This is a genomic window from Chryseobacterium salviniae (assembly GCF_035819015.1).
In the GTDB taxonomy this organism is placed as follows: Bacteria; Bacteroidota; Bacteroidia; order Flavobacteriales; family Weeksellaceae; genus Chryseobacterium; species Chryseobacterium salviniae.
The window spans coordinates 14,612-28,724 of record NZ_JAYLAA010000008.1 but is presented as its reverse complement, the minus strand read 5'-3'; the positions used below and the strand labels follow the sequence as shown (position 1 = coordinate 28,724).

The following is a 14,113-nucleotide window of genomic DNA, read 5'->3' as shown; positions in this document are numbered from 1 at the left end:
TTTATTTTCCCATTGCTTTATGATCTGTAAAGAAAAGGAAATTTTCCTTTTTTTCAATAAGCTGCATCGGGTATAATTCAGGGTTGTAATCTCCGTTCAGGATTTCATTCAATGCATGCTTTTTAGATTCTCCGAATGCAACGGCCAAAATATTTTCCGCTTTGTTGATAACAGGTGCAGTAAGCGTAATTCTGTGCATTTCCTGAGGTTTCAGATAATAGGCGTCGACCCATCTTTCATTTTCCTTCAGAATTTCTTCACCCGGAAACAGCGAAGCTGTATGGCCGTCATCACCCATTCCCAGAAGGATAAAATCAAAAACACCTTCGTCACCAAGTACATTCCGGATGTAAGATTCGTATTCCTGAGCGTACTTTTCCGGAGTAATATTGGCTTTATACATCGGAAAAATATGATCTTCACAAACAGGAACTCTATCAAGCAGCGTTTCGAAGGTCATTCTCGCATTGCTTTTCTCATCATTTAGCGGAACCCATCTTTCATCAACCCAGAAAAAATAAATTTTATCCCACTGAATTTTTCCTGCATATTTTTCTGTTGCCAGTAATTGAAATATGGCTTTTGGAGAAGAACCGCCGCTCAGTGCAACGGTAAAACGCCCCTTTTCACGTATTGATTTTTCCGAAAGATCAGCAAAAAAATCTGCTGCTTCCGTGTATAATGTATCCAAATCATCAAATATTCTGATATTCATTTTGCTTTATTTAAAAAGTTACCACCACTTATCTCCCTGCCTTTCCACCAGCGTAAAGCTTTCATCGGGGCCCCAGCTTCCGGCTTTATAGTTTGGGAAAGAAGCATCTTTATTGTTTTCCCAGGCTTCCTGTATTGTCTTTACAACGTCCCAGGCTTCTTCCACCTGATCGGAACGCATGAACAAAGTAAGGTCTCCCAACAGCGCATCAAGCAATAGCGTTTCATATGCTTCCGGAGTATCTTCCTGACATACGAAATAGTCGAAGATCATTTCTACCGGTTCAAGCGACAGGGTAAGTCCGGGTTTTTTAGCCATAAACTGCAGCCTGATATCCATTAACGGCTGAATATTGATAACCAACCTGTTAGCCGCAAGACGATGCTGCGTATCTGAAAAAGTGGAATTCGGGAGCGGTTTAAACTGAATGGTAATATAAGAATGCTTTTCTTTCATTTTTTTACCGGTACGCACGTAGAAAGGAACACCCTGCCAACGTTCATTATCCAGATAAAATTTTACTGCCGCAAACGTTTCCGTGTTGGAATCCGGGGCAATTCCGTTTTCCTGGCGGTAACCTTTAGCTTCAAAACCATTGATGTTATTTTTTCCGTACTGGCCTCTTACGGCATAATGATCTACTTTATCGGCGGGAATTCTCCGGATTGATTTCAGGACATCCACTTTACGGTCTCTTATTTCTCCGGATTCCAAGGTTGCAGGAGGTTCCATGGCAACCATGCAGAGAATCTGCAGCAAATGATTCTGGATCATATCACGCAGTGCCCCGGTCTGTTCATAGAAGCTGCCTCTTGTCTCTACACCTACTTCCTCCGCTACGGTAATCTGTACCGATTCTATATGTTTGTGATCCCACAAAGGCTCAAAAATAGAGTTTCCGAACCTGAAGGCCAGAATGTTCTGTACGGTTTCTTTCCCCAGATAATGATCAATCCTGTAAACTTGCTCTTCTTCAAATGTTCCGGAAAGAAGCTGATTCAGTTCAATCGCCGACTGTTTATCGTGCCCGAAAGGTTTTTCGATAATAATCCTGTCTTTTTTAGGATCGGAAGCAAGCTCGCTTTTTTTAATGTGATTGGAAATCGTGGAGATAAAATTAGGTCCGATGGATAAATAGAATAACCGATTGGCCCTGGTTCCGTAAACCGTATCGAATTCTTTGAGTTTTTTCTGTAAATCTGCGTAAGAACTTTCTTCGTCAAGCTGGTGTCTGAAATACGTAATATGCGCCTGAAACCCGGCCCAGTCTTCCTGAGTAAGTTTTTTCCTTGAGAAATGTTCAAGATTTTCTTTTACGTAATTTTTAAAATTTTCATCTGTATTTTCTGCCCTTCCCAAAGCGAGGATATTGAATCCTTTAGGCATTCTTCCGTCAATATATAAATTATAAAATGCCGGGAACAATTTTCTTTTTGCAAGATCGCCTGTGGCTCCGAAGATGATAATCGTGGTCGGCCTCAGGATTTTATTTTCATTCATTTTCCGCAATTTTATTGTTTTGTACTGTTCCAAATTGTGTGGAAAACCCCTTCTCTGTCAACTCTTTGGTATGTATGTGCCCCGAAATAATCTCTTTGTGCCTGAATAAGATTTACCGGCAATGATTTTGTAGTATACGCATCAAAATATCCTAAAGCGGTCTGAATGCCTAAGCTAGGAATTCCGTTTGAAACGGCGAAAGCAGCAGTTTTACGTAAAGATTTTATTTTAGATTTTACCAGTTCTGAAATTTCTTTATCAAGTAAAATGTTGGTTAATTCAGGGTTTTTCGTATATGCGGAATAAAACTTTTCAAGAAGCAGCGATCGGATGATGCAGCCACCTCTCCAGATTTTCACCACATCTTTTAACGGGATTCCGAAACCGTATTCTTCCGAAGCTTTGATGAGTAATGCCAATCCCTGTGCATAGCTGATAAGCGTGGAAAGGTAAAGCGCTTCTCCTACTTCACGGATGAATATTTCTTTGTCTTCAGGGATGGTAATTTCTTTTTCAGCATACAGCTCCGAAGCCTGGATTCTTTCATCTTTATAAGCCGATAAAATTCTTGATGTTACGGCAATATCAATGGTCGGGATGGAAACTCCAATTTCCATGGCCTGTTCCGAGGTCCATTTTCCTGTTCCTTTTGCACCGGCTTTATCCAGAATCTGATCCAAAAGATCCTGATCGGTAAGATCATCTTTCTGCTTAAAAATATCTCTGGTAATTTCTATCAGGAATGAATTCATTTCTCCGTTGTTCCAGTCTCTGAAAACTTCGTATAATTCATTATTGGTAAGATTTGCTCCTTTTTTCAGAAGATCGTACGCTTCGCTGATGAGCTGCATGATGGCATATTCAATACCGTTATGTACCATTTTTACATAGTTCCCCGCTGAACCTTTTCCCATGTAGGCAGTACAGGCTTCACCGTCAACTTTCGCAGCAATAGCTTCAAGCATCGGTTTAAGAAGGCTGAATGCTTCAGAATCTCCTCCAGGCATAATGCTTGGCCCTGTTCTCGCTCCTTTTTCACCACCTGAAACGCCAATTCCCATAAAGTGAAGACCTTTTGCAGCCATCTCTGAAATACGTCTGTCGGTATCTTTAAAATAAGAGTTTCCTGCATCAATAACGATATCACCTTTGCTCAATAATGGTGAAATATTCTCCAGAACGGCATCCACCGGCATTCCTGCAGGAACCATAAGGATGATTTTTCTTGGAGTTTCCAACGCAGCTACAAATTCATCCAAAGAAGCAGTTCCTTTGATTTGCATTTCTGAAGTGGCGTCACCGTTCAGCTGTTGCACTTTTCCCTCGTCGAGGTCAAAACCTGCTATTGAGAATCCGTTGTCAGCAATGTTGTAGAGAAGATTTCTCCCCATCACTCCGAGGCCGATCATCCCATAATTATATCCTTTCATTGTCTTGATATTATTGTAAATTCTGTTTCCAGAGAATAAAATTACGCAAATGGAAATGATGAAAAAAATAATGATGAAAAAATTGTTATTTATAAAGATCGACTTAAAATTTAAATCTGTAAAAAAAACTTTAATACCATGTTATTTATTCAACGAAACCTAAATTTATATGCTATATAACCTTTAAATTAAGTGTTTGCTTATTTATAAATAAATTCTATTAAGTGAAAAGCAATAGCCTATAATACAAATCTGAAAACGATGCACACTATTGAAAATTAAATTTCGTTATTATGCTGAACTATTAAAAAAAATAAAGCGATGTTAAAACTCATTCGTTGGCTGTTATCTATAAAAATTGTAATTTTAGATACTTTAAGAATTCCTAATCAATCAAACCAGAATGCAGATATTATCCTTTAAAATTGCCACTTCCGCAGCAGCAATTTGTTTTAGTACGGCTGTTTTTGCACAACAAAAATATTCGGTAAGCGGTACCATAAAAGATCTTAGGAATGGGGAATTGATGATTGGAGTTACGGTGAGAGTAGCGGAAGACCCTACCATTTCTGTTGTATCGAATGATTACGGATTTTATTCTCTTTCAGTTCCGAAAGGAAATTATCATCTCATCATCTCAAATCCTGGTTTTAAAGATTTCCGGCAGAGCATTACGGTTGAAGACAACGTAAAGCAGGATCTTCAGCTCGCTCAGGAAGGAGACGAAAAAGTGGCAAAAATTGAGGAGGTAGTGATCTCCGGAGTTAAAAAGGACAAAAACCTGACCTCCGCACAGATGGGAACAGAAACATTAAGTATTAAAAATATAGAAAAGCTGCCTGTTCTTTTCGGTGAAAAAGATATCTTAAAAACCATTCAGCTGTTACCCGGTATCAAAAATACAGGAGAAGGCAGCAGCGGATTCAGCGTGCGGGGCGGTGCAACGGATCAAAACCTTATCCTTTTAGATGAGGCGGCAGTTTATAATGCGTCTCACCTTCTCGGCTTTTTCAGCACCTTTAACAGTGATGCTCTGAAAGATGCCAGCATAATTAAAGGGAACAGTCCGGCTCAATATGGCGGCCGTCTGTCTTCCGTACTGGATGTTAAAATGAAAGATGGAAACAACAAAGAATACAACATCAACGGCGGACTCGGATTGATTAGCAGCAGGTTAAGCGTTGAAGGGCCTGTTCAGAAAGAAAAATCTTCTTTTATCATTTCAGGACGAAGAACGTATGCGGATGTATTTCTGAAGGCAACCGATGATTTCAAAGACAGTAAGCTTTATTTTTATGATTTGAATTTAAAGGCCAACTACCAGATCAATGAAAACAACAGGCTTTATTTATCCGGATATTTCGGGAGGGATGTTTTGGGATTGGGTGATACTTTTGCGACCGACTGGGGAAATACGACTGCTACACTCCGCTGGAACAGCATCATCAGCAGCAAATTATTTTCTAATACTTCGTTTATATTCAGCAATTACAATTATAATGTAAGCTTAAGCAGCAACAATAATACATTTGGTCTTTCTTCAAAAATTGAAGACTGGAATCTGAAGCAGGATTTTACCTGGTTTGCGGGAAATAATCATTCCGTAAAGTTTGGTTTACAGTCGATTTATCACACCATTACGCCAAGCAGCGCATCCGGAACAAGTGTCAGCAGTTTTCCGAGAAACCCGAGACATTCCTGGGAAAATGCATTTTACATTAATGATGATTTTAAGATTAATGAAAAGCTTACCGTGAACTATGGAGTGCGGCTTTCTTTATTTACTGTTTTAGGAGGTGATACTTTCAATACTTATGAAAATGGTGTGCTTACAGATTCCCGATTTCTCGAAAAAGGAAAACTTGGAAAAACGTATATTAATCCTGAACCGAGAATTACGGCCAATTACCGAATCAATGAAGTCAGCAGTATAAAAGGAGGGTATTCCAGAAATACCCAAAATTTACATTTGCTGAGCAACAGCGGAAGCGGAAACCCTACTGACCAATGGATCGGGAGCAGCTATACGGTGAAGCCGGAAATCGCAGATCAGGTAAGCATCGGCTACAGCAGAAATTTCAGCAATAATAATTATGAGATTAATACCGAAGTGTATTATAAATCGATGCAGAACCAGATTGATTACAAAAACGGAGCACAGATAACTTTCGATACTGCAGCTGATGTGGAGAGCGAGCTTCTTTTCGGTAAAGGGAGAGCCTACGGGCTTGAGATTATCGCCAAAAAGAAAAGTGGAAAACTCACCGGATGGATTTCTTATACCCTCTCGAAAACAGAAAGAAAAATTGACGGAATTAATGATAATGAATGGTATAATGCAAGAGTGGATAAAACCCACGATCTTTCGGTAGTGGCAACCTATCAGCTCAATCCGAAATGGTCTTTTTCCGGGTTATTCGTATACAGTACCGGCAATGCAGTAACTTTTCCTACAGGAAAATATGAATTGAACGGACAAACCGTTTTTCAATACAGCAAACGAAATGCAGACCGTATGCCGGCTTATCACCGGATGGATTTTAACGCAACTTATGAGCCAGAATCAAACAAACGCTTTAAAGGATCCTGGTCTTTCGGAATTTATAATGTTTACGGCCGTGAAAATGCGTATGTGATCAATTTCGAGGATAATCCTGATAACCCGGGAACCACCAGAGCTGTGCAGACTTCATTGTTCAGATGGGTTCCCAATATTACTTATAATTTTAAGTTTTAAACATGAAAAAAATATTTTTAATCATAGTAGCTCTTACAGCAGCCGTTTCGTGTGAAAAAGAGATTGATCTTGAACTCGAAAATGAAAGCGGAAAAATTGTAATCGAGGGCAATATTACAGATAAAGCCGGTCCATATATTGTAAAAATAACCAAATCGGTTTCTTTTACCTCTGCCAATGATTATCCTGCTGTAGAAAGCGCACAGGTAACCTTGAGTGATGATGCAGGAAATTCTGAAGTATTGCAGTATATAGGCGGTGGAAATTACAGGACATCTGCAATAAGCGGTGAACCCGGAAGAACATATACATTAAAAGTGAGAGCAGAAGGCGCTGAATACGTTGCGCAGAGTAAGATGCCGCAACCGGTTGCTTTTGAAGGCCTTCTGCAGGATTCTTTTGTAGTGGCCGGCGAAACAAGCTACACGCTTCTGCCTGTTTTTACAGATCCTGCCGTTTTGGGAAACCGTTATCTTTTCATCTATACTGTAAATAATAACCCGAAGAAATTTTTCTCGGAATTTTCAGACAATGTAAACAACGGTTTGCTGAACCAGCGGCCGCTACTGCTTCCTAATGATGACAGCGATCCGGGAGACATAAAAGTGGTACCCGGAGATGTTATTTATGTAGAGATGCAATGTATAGATGACAAAGTGTACACCTTCTACTCTGCCCTTCTTCAGCTTTCCGGAAGCGGACCGGGAGGCGGAGTTACGCCGGCAAATCCGCCGAGCAATATCAGTAATGGTGCTTTGGGATATTTTTCCGCGCACACTTCAGAAAAATTAAGTGCCGTTATTCAGTAACGGCACTTAATATATATTCATTTTAGGTTTAAATTTTAATGCCTGCTCACTGTTAAGCATACATTTTAGATTCAATCGGAAGGCAAAGAAGGTTTTTCTTTACGAGTAAGAAAAGGTCATCAAAATAAAAAGGAATAGAAATATCATTTTTTTCGGTAAGAATTATACCATCCTCATCCGTGCAATAAAGTCTGAACATATTTCCTTCTACTCTTTTAAAATGCCAGTGCTGTGTTTCGCAGTTGATTTTTGGCTGTTCTTCCAGAATGATTTCCAGCAGCCAGCTGCAATCTTCATCGTTGGATATATCAACGATTCCTTTGGTTAATTTATAACCTTCTTTAAATTCAAACAGTTCTTCTGTTGATGTGTAAGAATCGTAAAGTGTATTTACGGAATTTCTTTTTTTGTTTCTCTTAATACTCATGAAATTAGTTATTAAATTATTCTTAGGGTTAGTTCAATTCTTTCTTATTTTCATCCAGGCTTTTAAAGCCATGGTTAGTTTCGTCATTCCTGATGAGTTTTATAAATTCATTATATTCTCCCGGAAGGATAAGGTAAGCACCTACTTTCCAGATTATAATTTCATCAAATGAAAAATCCGGCGAAATAAAAGTTTTTTCAAAGAGGATATTTCCTGAGCTGTCTTTGCACTGCAGCAGATAATCTAATCCTTCTTTTCTTTTCAGCTTCCAGAATTCTATAAGCTGCGCATCTAATTCTTTTTGCTGAAAACATATGATCTGCAAAAGCCAGTGGATTTGTGTTTCACCTGATATCCTGAAAATGCCTTCGGAAATAAAAAATCCTGACTGGAATTCGATGAAATCCCTGGGATGTATAAAATGACGATAATAGTCATTCGCCGATTGCATATAATTTTTCATTTGTATTATTATTCTATAATTTTGTTTTATATTTGCAAATATAGACTAAATTCCGACTATAAAAAATAATTATGGACAAAATTCAGACCACCAAAGAAAGAATTTTAATTTTTTTAGAAACAAACAACATTAAAAAGGAAACTTTTTATAGAGAAACTGGGATTTCGGCATCCAATTTTAAAGGTGCCGGGCTTAAAAGTGACTTGGGTGTAGATAAGCTTGCCCGGATTTTGAGAGTCTATCCGGAACTTAATGATAATCTGGTTTGGCTTATTACGGGCGAGGGTGATTTGCTAACTGCAGAAAACAAAAAAGACCATCAGAATGATGATCTTTATACTAATGATATTAATGATAAGATTGGAGACCTGCTTGCGAATCTTTTTGCCCAATACAACGCTCAGGACAAAACATTGATGTTTCTGCAAAGCCAGATCAGTAAAATTGAAAAGAAATACAGCAAAGCTATTTCAGAACAAAATAAAATGTTGAATGAAATACTTTCGGCAATGAAAATATCTGCCAAATAATTTAGTTTTTATTAATGATAATCTTTTCTGAACCGTAGATAAAACTCTTTGTAGGAACAGACATAACGAGATACCCGAGTTCATTGGTAAATACTTCCAGTTCTTCCAGGGTTTTAATAAATCCGTTATTGATTTCTTTTTTTACCAAATTCATTTTTCTTATGTACTCCTCTTCAGATATTACCGCACTATCATAATCTTCCCATAATTTATCCGAGAGCGCAACAAGAATCTTTAATCTTTCTCTGTGACTACTCATTTTTTCCTAAACGTTTAAATAATATGGAAGAAAATCTTTCAAGCGTACTGTTATTAAATTTATCAAGGAGATAAATTTTCCTGTAATACCTATCCAGCAGAAATACAAGGACAATAATCACCAGCAGCAGGCATATAATGGCAGCATCTGCAATTGCGGAAATTTTATTCTGATTGAAGAACACAAATTTCACATATGTGCTTAAGTGAAAATATCCCGATATAAGGGCTGCATAAAAAGTAAACCTGTTTGCTCTGAACAAACCGCCCAGTGCCAACAGTATCATACAAACCGGTATCGACAAAAAGTAAATAGCAGAATCGAGATCGAGACTTCTTACTCCGGCGTTATTATCCAATTGCACAGTTACATCCATGAAATAACCAACTATATTGTTTAGAAATGGCAATATAGCTGAAATAATGACAAAAGCAGAAGCCGTAATCTCAATAATGAGCTTACTTAGGCCTGTCTGGTTTTGTCGGATCAATTGTTTCTCCTGTATCAGATGTTCCTTGTTCTGTGGAGATGTCTGCTGGGATTGCTTGTGGTGCATCGATAATTTCCTTGGTTTTCGTTGAATCTGTTTTTTTAGCTGCTTCGCCTCGCTGTTTGCTTTCAGTTTTTAAAGCCTGGGGGCTTTCACTTGCCTGCAGGTATGAGTTCCCTTCTTCATACCTATCCGAACAAGCCGCTAAAATGGACAATAATAAGATTCCGGATAATAATAATTTTATGTTCATAGTAAAAATAATTTTTAGCATCTAAAGATAAGTTTTTTACCGCTTAATTTAGACATAGTAAAAATATAATATTTACTTCTTATTTCCTATTATTTAATGAACATAATTTCTCCGTAATTTTTATATCACCGCATATTGAAGTCAAATTTAGTAAAATATATTCAGATCTAAGAACTTTAATAAAAAAATAAAATCAGAATTCGGCAGAGAAATTAATAAATTCACAATTTTAGAATTCTTACATTTCCAGTACTTTCAGAATTAAGAATTTCTTTATATTACCCAAAATACTGACAACCATTCAATTAAAATATAAAAAGATCCATAAAATGAAAATATTACTTTAATGATAAAAAATAACTCCACTTTTAGCTAATTTTATTTTGGATCAATATTTTTTTTAATTTTTTTAAGATTTAATTAAACAAATAATTTTATTCAATAAAATCATAAAATTTATAAAACAACTACAAAAAGTAAAATATACCATAAAAGCGATAATTCGTGACATGCTATCTCTTTGCTTGGCCGTAATTTTGTACTCTTAATCACAATTGATATGGAAAAACACACCAAAATAAAAACAATACTTGTTGCTATTGATTTCACAGAAAAGACTGATAGCGCTACCATTCTCGCCGTACATATGGCAAAACGTCATAATGCCCGTGTCATCCTGTTTCATAATGTTATGAATTTTTTCATTACAGACCGTACAGGCAGGCAGATGGTAGGAGAAGATACAGTAAATAGGCAGCATGCTGAAGCGGAAAACAGCCTTGAATTAATTAAAAATTCTCTGCAGCATAGCTATAATGATATTATCTTTTTAAAGAAAATAGGAACAGATATCATTACCAACAGCATCAATAAAATCGTAGAAGAAGAATCGGTAGACATTGTCATTACCGGAACATCAGGAAAACAAGGACTGCGTGAACTTATCTTGGGATCTTCCTCCTACCAAATTCTTAAAGGAGTGAACTGCTCGGTTCTGATGATGCCGCAAGGCTCAAAGAATTACAAATTTGAGAGAATCCTGGTACCGGTTCGTGTTCTTGAAAAGCTGAAGGAAAAGATGGAAATCTCAAAACTGATTGCCGAAAAGAATAAAGGATTTATCAGCCTTTTCGGAATTTCTGGCAATGAAAATTTTACCAGCATACGAAAAGAGTTTATAAAAATACGGGAATCCCTGAAAGGGAGCGAAACAGAGCATTATACTTCGTTCACCGTAAGCAATGACAAAGCTGTGGAAATATCCAAAGCGTCCAAAGACGCTGAGTTTGACCTGATCATCCTTAATTATCAGGATGAAGAAAGCTGGAAATCATTTTTTTCGGAGAATTTTTTCAAGCAGATTATCAATAACACTTCTGTTCCACTGCTTTTTTTTAAAGACGAAGATACGCCTGCACAGGGCCCGGAACCGGCAGGTTATGATATTACATTACCCTTTCCGGGATAATAATAAAAGATGACAACAATACATATATACAACCCAAAACATTCAACAGAAACAACTGAAATTGCAGAGTTAACAGCATTTCTCTTCGAGCATCTCGGCCAATACGGAGATCCGGAAACAGATATCAGGAAAGCGATAGCATATGCTTTAGGCAAAGAAAATAAACCCGGCGGGATAATCGTAACCGCCGCAGATCAGCAGACAGGAACACTTAAAGGAGTCTGCGTTGTTAACAAAACCGGCATGAGCGGCTATATTCCCGAGAACATTCTGGTATATATCGCCACCGATAAAGAATCCAGAGGACAGGGAATCGGGAAAAACATGATGCAGAGAGTTATTGAAGCTACCGAAGGAGATATTGCGCTTCACTGTGAAAGTGACAACCCCGCCCGTCTGCTCTATGAAAAACTTGGATTCAAAAGCAAATATCTTGAAATGCGATTAAAAAAATAATATGTCTTATATCACTCTAAATACACAAAAGCTTAAACAGAATTATGATTTCTTACATCATCTTTTTGACAGGCACGAAATAGAATGGGCCGTTGTTGCCAAACTTCTCTGCGGAAACGAAGCTTTTCTGAAAAGCCTGCTTTCTGTAGTAGATACGGATATCTGCGATTCACGTCTCAGCAATCTGAAAAAAATTAAAGAACTCTCCCCTGAAACCAAAACCGTTTACATCAAGCCTCCTGCAAAACGTCTTGCAGCAAGCATTGTAAAATATGCGGATGTAAGCTTTAATTCGGAGCTTGAAACCATAAAAGCATTGTCTGAAGAAGCTTTTAAGCAAAATAAAATCCACAGAATTGTCATTATGATAGAAATGGGCGAACTGCGTGAAGGCATCATGGCAGATTCTCTTCCTGATTTCTATGCTGAAGTTTTAAAGTTCCCCAACATTGAAGTAACAGGGATCGGAACAAACCTTAAATGCCTTAACGGGATTCTTCCCGATCAGGAAAAATTAAACCGACTTGTAAGCTACAGAACCAACACAGAGAAGCTTTTTAAAAGAAAAATCCCCTATATCAGTGCAGGATCATCTGTCACGATTCCTTTAATCAGCACAGGTAATGTTCCCGAAGAAATCAATCATTTCAGGGTTGGCGAAAGCCTTTTCTTCGGGACCGATGTTTTTAATGATGGTTATATTAAAGGATTGCATACAGATGTTTTTACGCTGACTGCCGAGGTAATCGAAATGATTGAAAAACCGATGGTTCCCACCGGAAAAGTGGGTAAAAACCTTACAGGCGAAAGCCCGGAATATGACGATAAAGACAGAGGCAAAACTTCTGTGAGGGCAATTGTAGATCTTGGTGTTCTTGATATTGATGTAAAGCAGGTACATCCTCTTACCAAAGGAATTGAAGTGCTGGGAGCAAGCTCGGATATGATGATTCTGGATATTAGCGATGCTAAAATAAACTTAAAAGTGGGCGATGAATTAAACTTTGGGGTGAGCTATCTGGCCGTCCTGCGTGCCATGAATTCAGATTATGTAGACAAAAAAGTTATTAATACCTCCAAATTGAAGAAAAGATCTGAAAAAGCAGAAGTTTAATATTTAACAGGTTTTCGGTATTTAAATTGATTAATAAACGGAAAGCATACATCGTGAAACAGTACATCAAAACGCTGCAAATGTATCATCTGGAGAAAGTGCACCCTCTTAAAAATGAAGTGCTGGTTCTTCCTGTTAATGAGCTATTCGGCAGAATTGATGCTGAAAAACATTTGCGAAACCGGTTTTATTCCATTTTCATATTCAAAGAAGCAAACGGTTCGGTAATTATTGACGACCAGATCTACGAGCTGAAAAAAGACCGGCTGCTTTTCATGAATTACAATCAGGTGTATTATTTTAATCCTTCATCTGAACCGGAAGGTTATGTTGTGCTGTTCACAAAATCCTTTTACAATTATGTGTATACCGGCAATAAGCTTATCAGAAGCGACACCAGGATGGCGGAAATGCCACAGGTGATAGATCTCCACGCATCATCTGTGGCAGAATTCTGGCAGCAGTTTTATATCATCAGAAAAGAATACGGAGGAAACAGGATGTTTACCAAAGAAATCATTTGTATGCAGCTCAAAATATTTATATTGAGATACGTAAGAGCATCTAAAATGAAAGAGAGCAGCCTGCCTGCCGATCACAAAAAAGAAACTGTGGCAAATTTTTCAGAATTGGTGAATGAATTTTACAAAGACCTGAAAACAACCGCCCCTTACGCTGAAAAGTTAAACCTAAGCCCGAACTATTTAAATGCGCTTATTAAACAGCATCTTGCCCTCAGTGCAGGTCAGTTTATAAAAAACAGGGTGATTCTGGAAGCAGAAAGGCTGCTGCTTCATACCAATCTATCCGTTACTGAAATTTCTTACGAACTTGGATTTACCGATAATTCACATTTCGGAAAATATTTCAAATCTGCCACCAACAAATCTCCTAAAATTTATCGTACAGAAAATAAAATTCAAAAATCCTGAAATTTTAACATTGTCACCGTAAATGGTTATGCTTATCTCAACATGCTTTACATACCACAATTATTATTTTTTATCCAATGTTTTAATACATTAGCAAAAAAAATTGAGGTGTCTTATACCATAAAAACAACGGAGGAAGGATTAATCTACATTAAAGCTTCAAGCATTATCAGAATCAGCAGGCCCAATTCTATTGACGGTGCAAAAGTTTCCGGTGGTCCTTTAATTATTAATGCTGATCATATTACTTTTCTAAGTTTTGATACAGAGAGCAAGGTAACTTATTTTATGATGAACGGCTTTCAGGTTTCCATGAAAATTTTATATCAGGAAGCAGAAGAAGCCTTTCAATACGGCAAATCACGTACAGAAAAAATCATCAAAGAATAATACTTCATTTTCTAAAGTAAATAAACTTGTTCATTCTTGAATTTAATAGTAAGATTTTCAGAAAGTTCAGGCTTAATCACTAATATTAAAATAAATTATAGATTTAACATGCTTTAAAATTTATTTATTAAACATCAGAT

16 protein-coding genes are annotated in these 14,113 nt (G+C 37.4%); 8 read left to right on the top strand and 8 right to left on the bottom strand.

Annotated elements, in window-relative coordinates; translation table 11 throughout:
- Position 1: 1 nt before the first annotated feature.
- The 3 genes from pgl to gndA are packed head-to-tail and all read right to left on the bottom strand — an operon-like array spanning position 2 to position 3,645.
- Complete coding sequence (gene pgl / locus SOP96_RS01785) at positions 2-715, bottom strand: 6-phosphogluconolactonase (RefSeq protein ID WP_326319521.1); 714 nt, start codon at positions 713-715, stop codon at positions 2-4.
- Positions 716-733: 18 nt separating this feature from the next.
- Positions 734-2,215: a glucose-6-phosphate dehydrogenase gene (gene zwf, locus SOP96_RS01780; RefSeq protein WP_326319520.1), complete on the bottom strand. Its 1,482-nt coding sequence runs from the start codon at positions 2,213-2,215 to the stop codon at positions 734-736.
- A gap of 11 nt (positions 2,216-2,226) precedes the next feature.
- Entirely contained in the window at positions 2,227-3,645 is a 1,419-nt protein-coding gene (gndA, locus tag SOP96_RS01775) for an NADP-dependent phosphogluconate dehydrogenase (RefSeq protein ID WP_326319519.1), read from the bottom strand.
- 403 nt (positions 3,646-4,048) lie between these two features.
- On the opposite strand from gndA, the gene SOP96_RS01770 reads away from it, so the two are divergent.
- Both SOP96_RS01770 and SOP96_RS01765 read left to right on the top strand, forming a co-directional pair.
- A complete protein-coding gene (locus SOP96_RS01770; protein ID WP_326319518.1) occupies positions 4,049-6,382 on the top strand; it encodes a TonB-dependent receptor in 2,334 nt (777 codons plus the stop codon).
- A gap of 2 nt (positions 6,383-6,384) precedes the next feature.
- Positions 6,385-7,191, top strand: a complete 807-nt coding sequence (locus tag SOP96_RS01765) for a DUF4249 domain-containing protein (protein ID WP_326319517.1) — start codon at positions 6,385-6,387, stop codon at positions 7,189-7,191.
- A gap of 52 nt (positions 7,192-7,243) precedes the next feature.
- On the opposite strand, the gene SOP96_RS01760 is transcribed toward SOP96_RS01765, so the two are convergent.
- Both SOP96_RS01760 and SOP96_RS01755 read right to left on the bottom strand, forming a co-directional pair.
- Entirely contained in the window at positions 7,244-7,618 is a 375-nt protein-coding gene (locus SOP96_RS01760; protein ID WP_326319516.1) for a DUF6876 family protein, read from the bottom strand.
- 28 nt (positions 7,619-7,646) lie between these two features.
- Positions 7,647-8,081 (bottom strand): DUF6876 family protein, encoded by a 435-nt coding sequence (locus SOP96_RS01755; RefSeq protein WP_326319515.1) that lies wholly within the window; start codon positions 8,079-8,081, stop codon positions 7,647-7,649.
- Between the two features lie 71 nt (positions 8,082-8,152).
- Here SOP96_RS01755 and SOP96_RS01750 point away from each other — a divergent pair, with 71 nt between their 5' ends.
- Positions 8,153-8,611, top strand: coding sequence for a hypothetical protein (locus tag SOP96_RS01750; protein ID WP_326319514.1), 459 nt, complete (start codon positions 8,153-8,155; stop codon positions 8,609-8,611).
- Between the two features lies 1 nt (position 8,612).
- Here SOP96_RS01750 and SOP96_RS01745 read toward each other — a convergent pair whose 3' ends face one another.
- The 3 genes from SOP96_RS01745 to SOP96_RS01735 are packed head-to-tail and all read right to left on the bottom strand — an operon-like array spanning position 8,613 to position 9,613.
- Complete coding sequence (locus SOP96_RS01745; RefSeq protein ID WP_326319513.1) at positions 8,613-8,870, bottom strand: hypothetical protein; 258 nt, start codon at positions 8,868-8,870, stop codon at positions 8,613-8,615.
- Positions 8,863-9,426: a hypothetical protein gene (locus tag SOP96_RS01740; protein WP_326319512.1), complete on the bottom strand. Its 564-nt coding sequence runs from the start codon at positions 9,424-9,426 to the stop codon at positions 8,863-8,865. The genes SOP96_RS01745 and SOP96_RS01740 overlap by 8 nt, the downstream gene beginning before the upstream one ends.
- Positions 9,329-9,613 carry a polymorphic toxin type 50 domain-containing protein gene (locus SOP96_RS01735; protein ID WP_326319511.1) on the bottom strand — a complete coding sequence of 95 codons (285 nt, stop codon included), beginning with the start codon at positions 9,611-9,613 and terminating at the stop codon, positions 9,329-9,331. The genes SOP96_RS01740 and SOP96_RS01735 overlap by 98 nt, the downstream gene beginning before the upstream one ends.
- Positions 9,614-10,172: 559 nt before the next feature.
- On the opposite strand from SOP96_RS01735, the gene SOP96_RS01730 reads away from it, so the two are divergent.
- The 5 genes from SOP96_RS01730 to SOP96_RS01710 all read left to right on the top strand — a co-directional run bounded on the left by SOP96_RS01730 (position 10,173) and on the right by SOP96_RS01710 (position 13,973).
- The gene (locus SOP96_RS01730) at positions 10,173-11,081 is read left to right on the top strand and encodes a universal stress protein (protein ID WP_326319510.1); all 909 of its coding nucleotides are present in this window, start codon (positions 10,173-10,175) and stop codon (positions 11,079-11,081) included.
- Positions 11,082-11,090: 9 nt separating this feature from the next.
- Positions 11,091-11,537 (top strand): GNAT family N-acetyltransferase, encoded by a 447-nt coding sequence (locus SOP96_RS01725; protein ID WP_326319509.1) that lies wholly within the window; start codon positions 11,091-11,093, stop codon positions 11,535-11,537.
- A 1-nt stretch (position 11,538) separates the two neighbouring features.
- Positions 11,539-12,651, top strand: a complete 1,113-nt coding sequence (locus SOP96_RS01720) for an alanine/ornithine racemase family PLP-dependent enzyme (RefSeq protein WP_326319508.1) — start codon at positions 11,539-11,541, stop codon at positions 12,649-12,651.
- A gap of 53 nt (positions 12,652-12,704) precedes the next feature.
- Positions 12,705-13,583, top strand: coding sequence for a helix-turn-helix domain-containing protein (locus SOP96_RS01715; RefSeq protein ID WP_326319507.1), 879 nt, complete (start codon positions 12,705-12,707; stop codon positions 13,581-13,583).
- Between the two features lie 108 nt (positions 13,584-13,691).
- On the top strand, positions 13,692-13,973 hold the full coding sequence (locus tag SOP96_RS01710; RefSeq protein WP_326319506.1) for a hypothetical protein: 282 nt from the start codon (positions 13,692-13,694) through the stop codon (positions 13,971-13,973).
- The last annotated feature ends 140 nt before the right edge of the window (positions 13,974-14,113 follow it).

Excerpts from the sequence above, each read along its gene's own strand:
- pgl (WP_326319521.1), bottom strand. The coding sequence starts at position 715 with ATGAATATCAGAATATTTGATGATTTGGATACATTATACACGGAAGCA.
- zwf (WP_326319520.1), bottom strand. The coding sequence starts at position 2,215 with ATGAATGAAAATAAAATCCTGAGGCCGACCACGATTATCATCTTCGGA.
- gndA (WP_326319519.1), bottom strand. The coding sequence starts at position 3,645 with ATGAAAGGATATAATTATGGGATGATCGGCCTCGGAGTGATGGGGAGA.
- SOP96_RS01770 (WP_326319518.1), top strand. The coding sequence starts at position 4,049 with ATGCAGATATTATCCTTTAAAATTGCCACTTCCGCAGCAGCAATTTGT.
- SOP96_RS01765 (WP_326319517.1), top strand. The coding sequence starts at position 6,385 with ATGAAAAAAATATTTTTAATCATAGTAGCTCTTACAGCAGCCGTTTCG.
- SOP96_RS01760 (WP_326319516.1), bottom strand. The coding sequence starts at position 7,618 with ATGAGTATTAAGAGAAACAAAAAAAGAAATTCCGTAAATACACTTTAC.
- SOP96_RS01755 (WP_326319515.1), bottom strand. The coding sequence starts at position 8,081 with ATGAAAAATTATATGCAATCGGCGAATGACTATTATCGTCATTTTATA.
- SOP96_RS01750 (WP_326319514.1), top strand. The coding sequence starts at position 8,153 with ATGGACAAAATTCAGACCACCAAAGAAAGAATTTTAATTTTTTTAGAA.
- SOP96_RS01745 (WP_326319513.1), bottom strand. The coding sequence starts at position 8,870 with ATGAGTAGTCACAGAGAAAGATTAAAGATTCTTGTTGCGCTCTCGGAT.
- SOP96_RS01740 (WP_326319512.1), bottom strand. The coding sequence starts at position 9,426 with ATGCACCACAAGCAATCCCAGCAGACATCTCCACAGAACAAGGAACAT.
- SOP96_RS01735 (WP_326319511.1), bottom strand. The coding sequence starts at position 9,613 with ATGAACATAAAATTATTATTATCCGGAATCTTATTATTGTCCATTTTA.
- SOP96_RS01730 (WP_326319510.1), top strand. The coding sequence starts at position 10,173 with ATGGAAAAACACACCAAAATAAAAACAATACTTGTTGCTATTGATTTC.
- SOP96_RS01725 (WP_326319509.1), top strand. The coding sequence starts at position 11,091 with ATGACAACAATACATATATACAACCCAAAACATTCAACAGAAACAACT.
- SOP96_RS01720 (WP_326319508.1), top strand. The coding sequence starts at position 11,539 with ATGTCTTATATCACTCTAAATACACAAAAGCTTAAACAGAATTATGAT.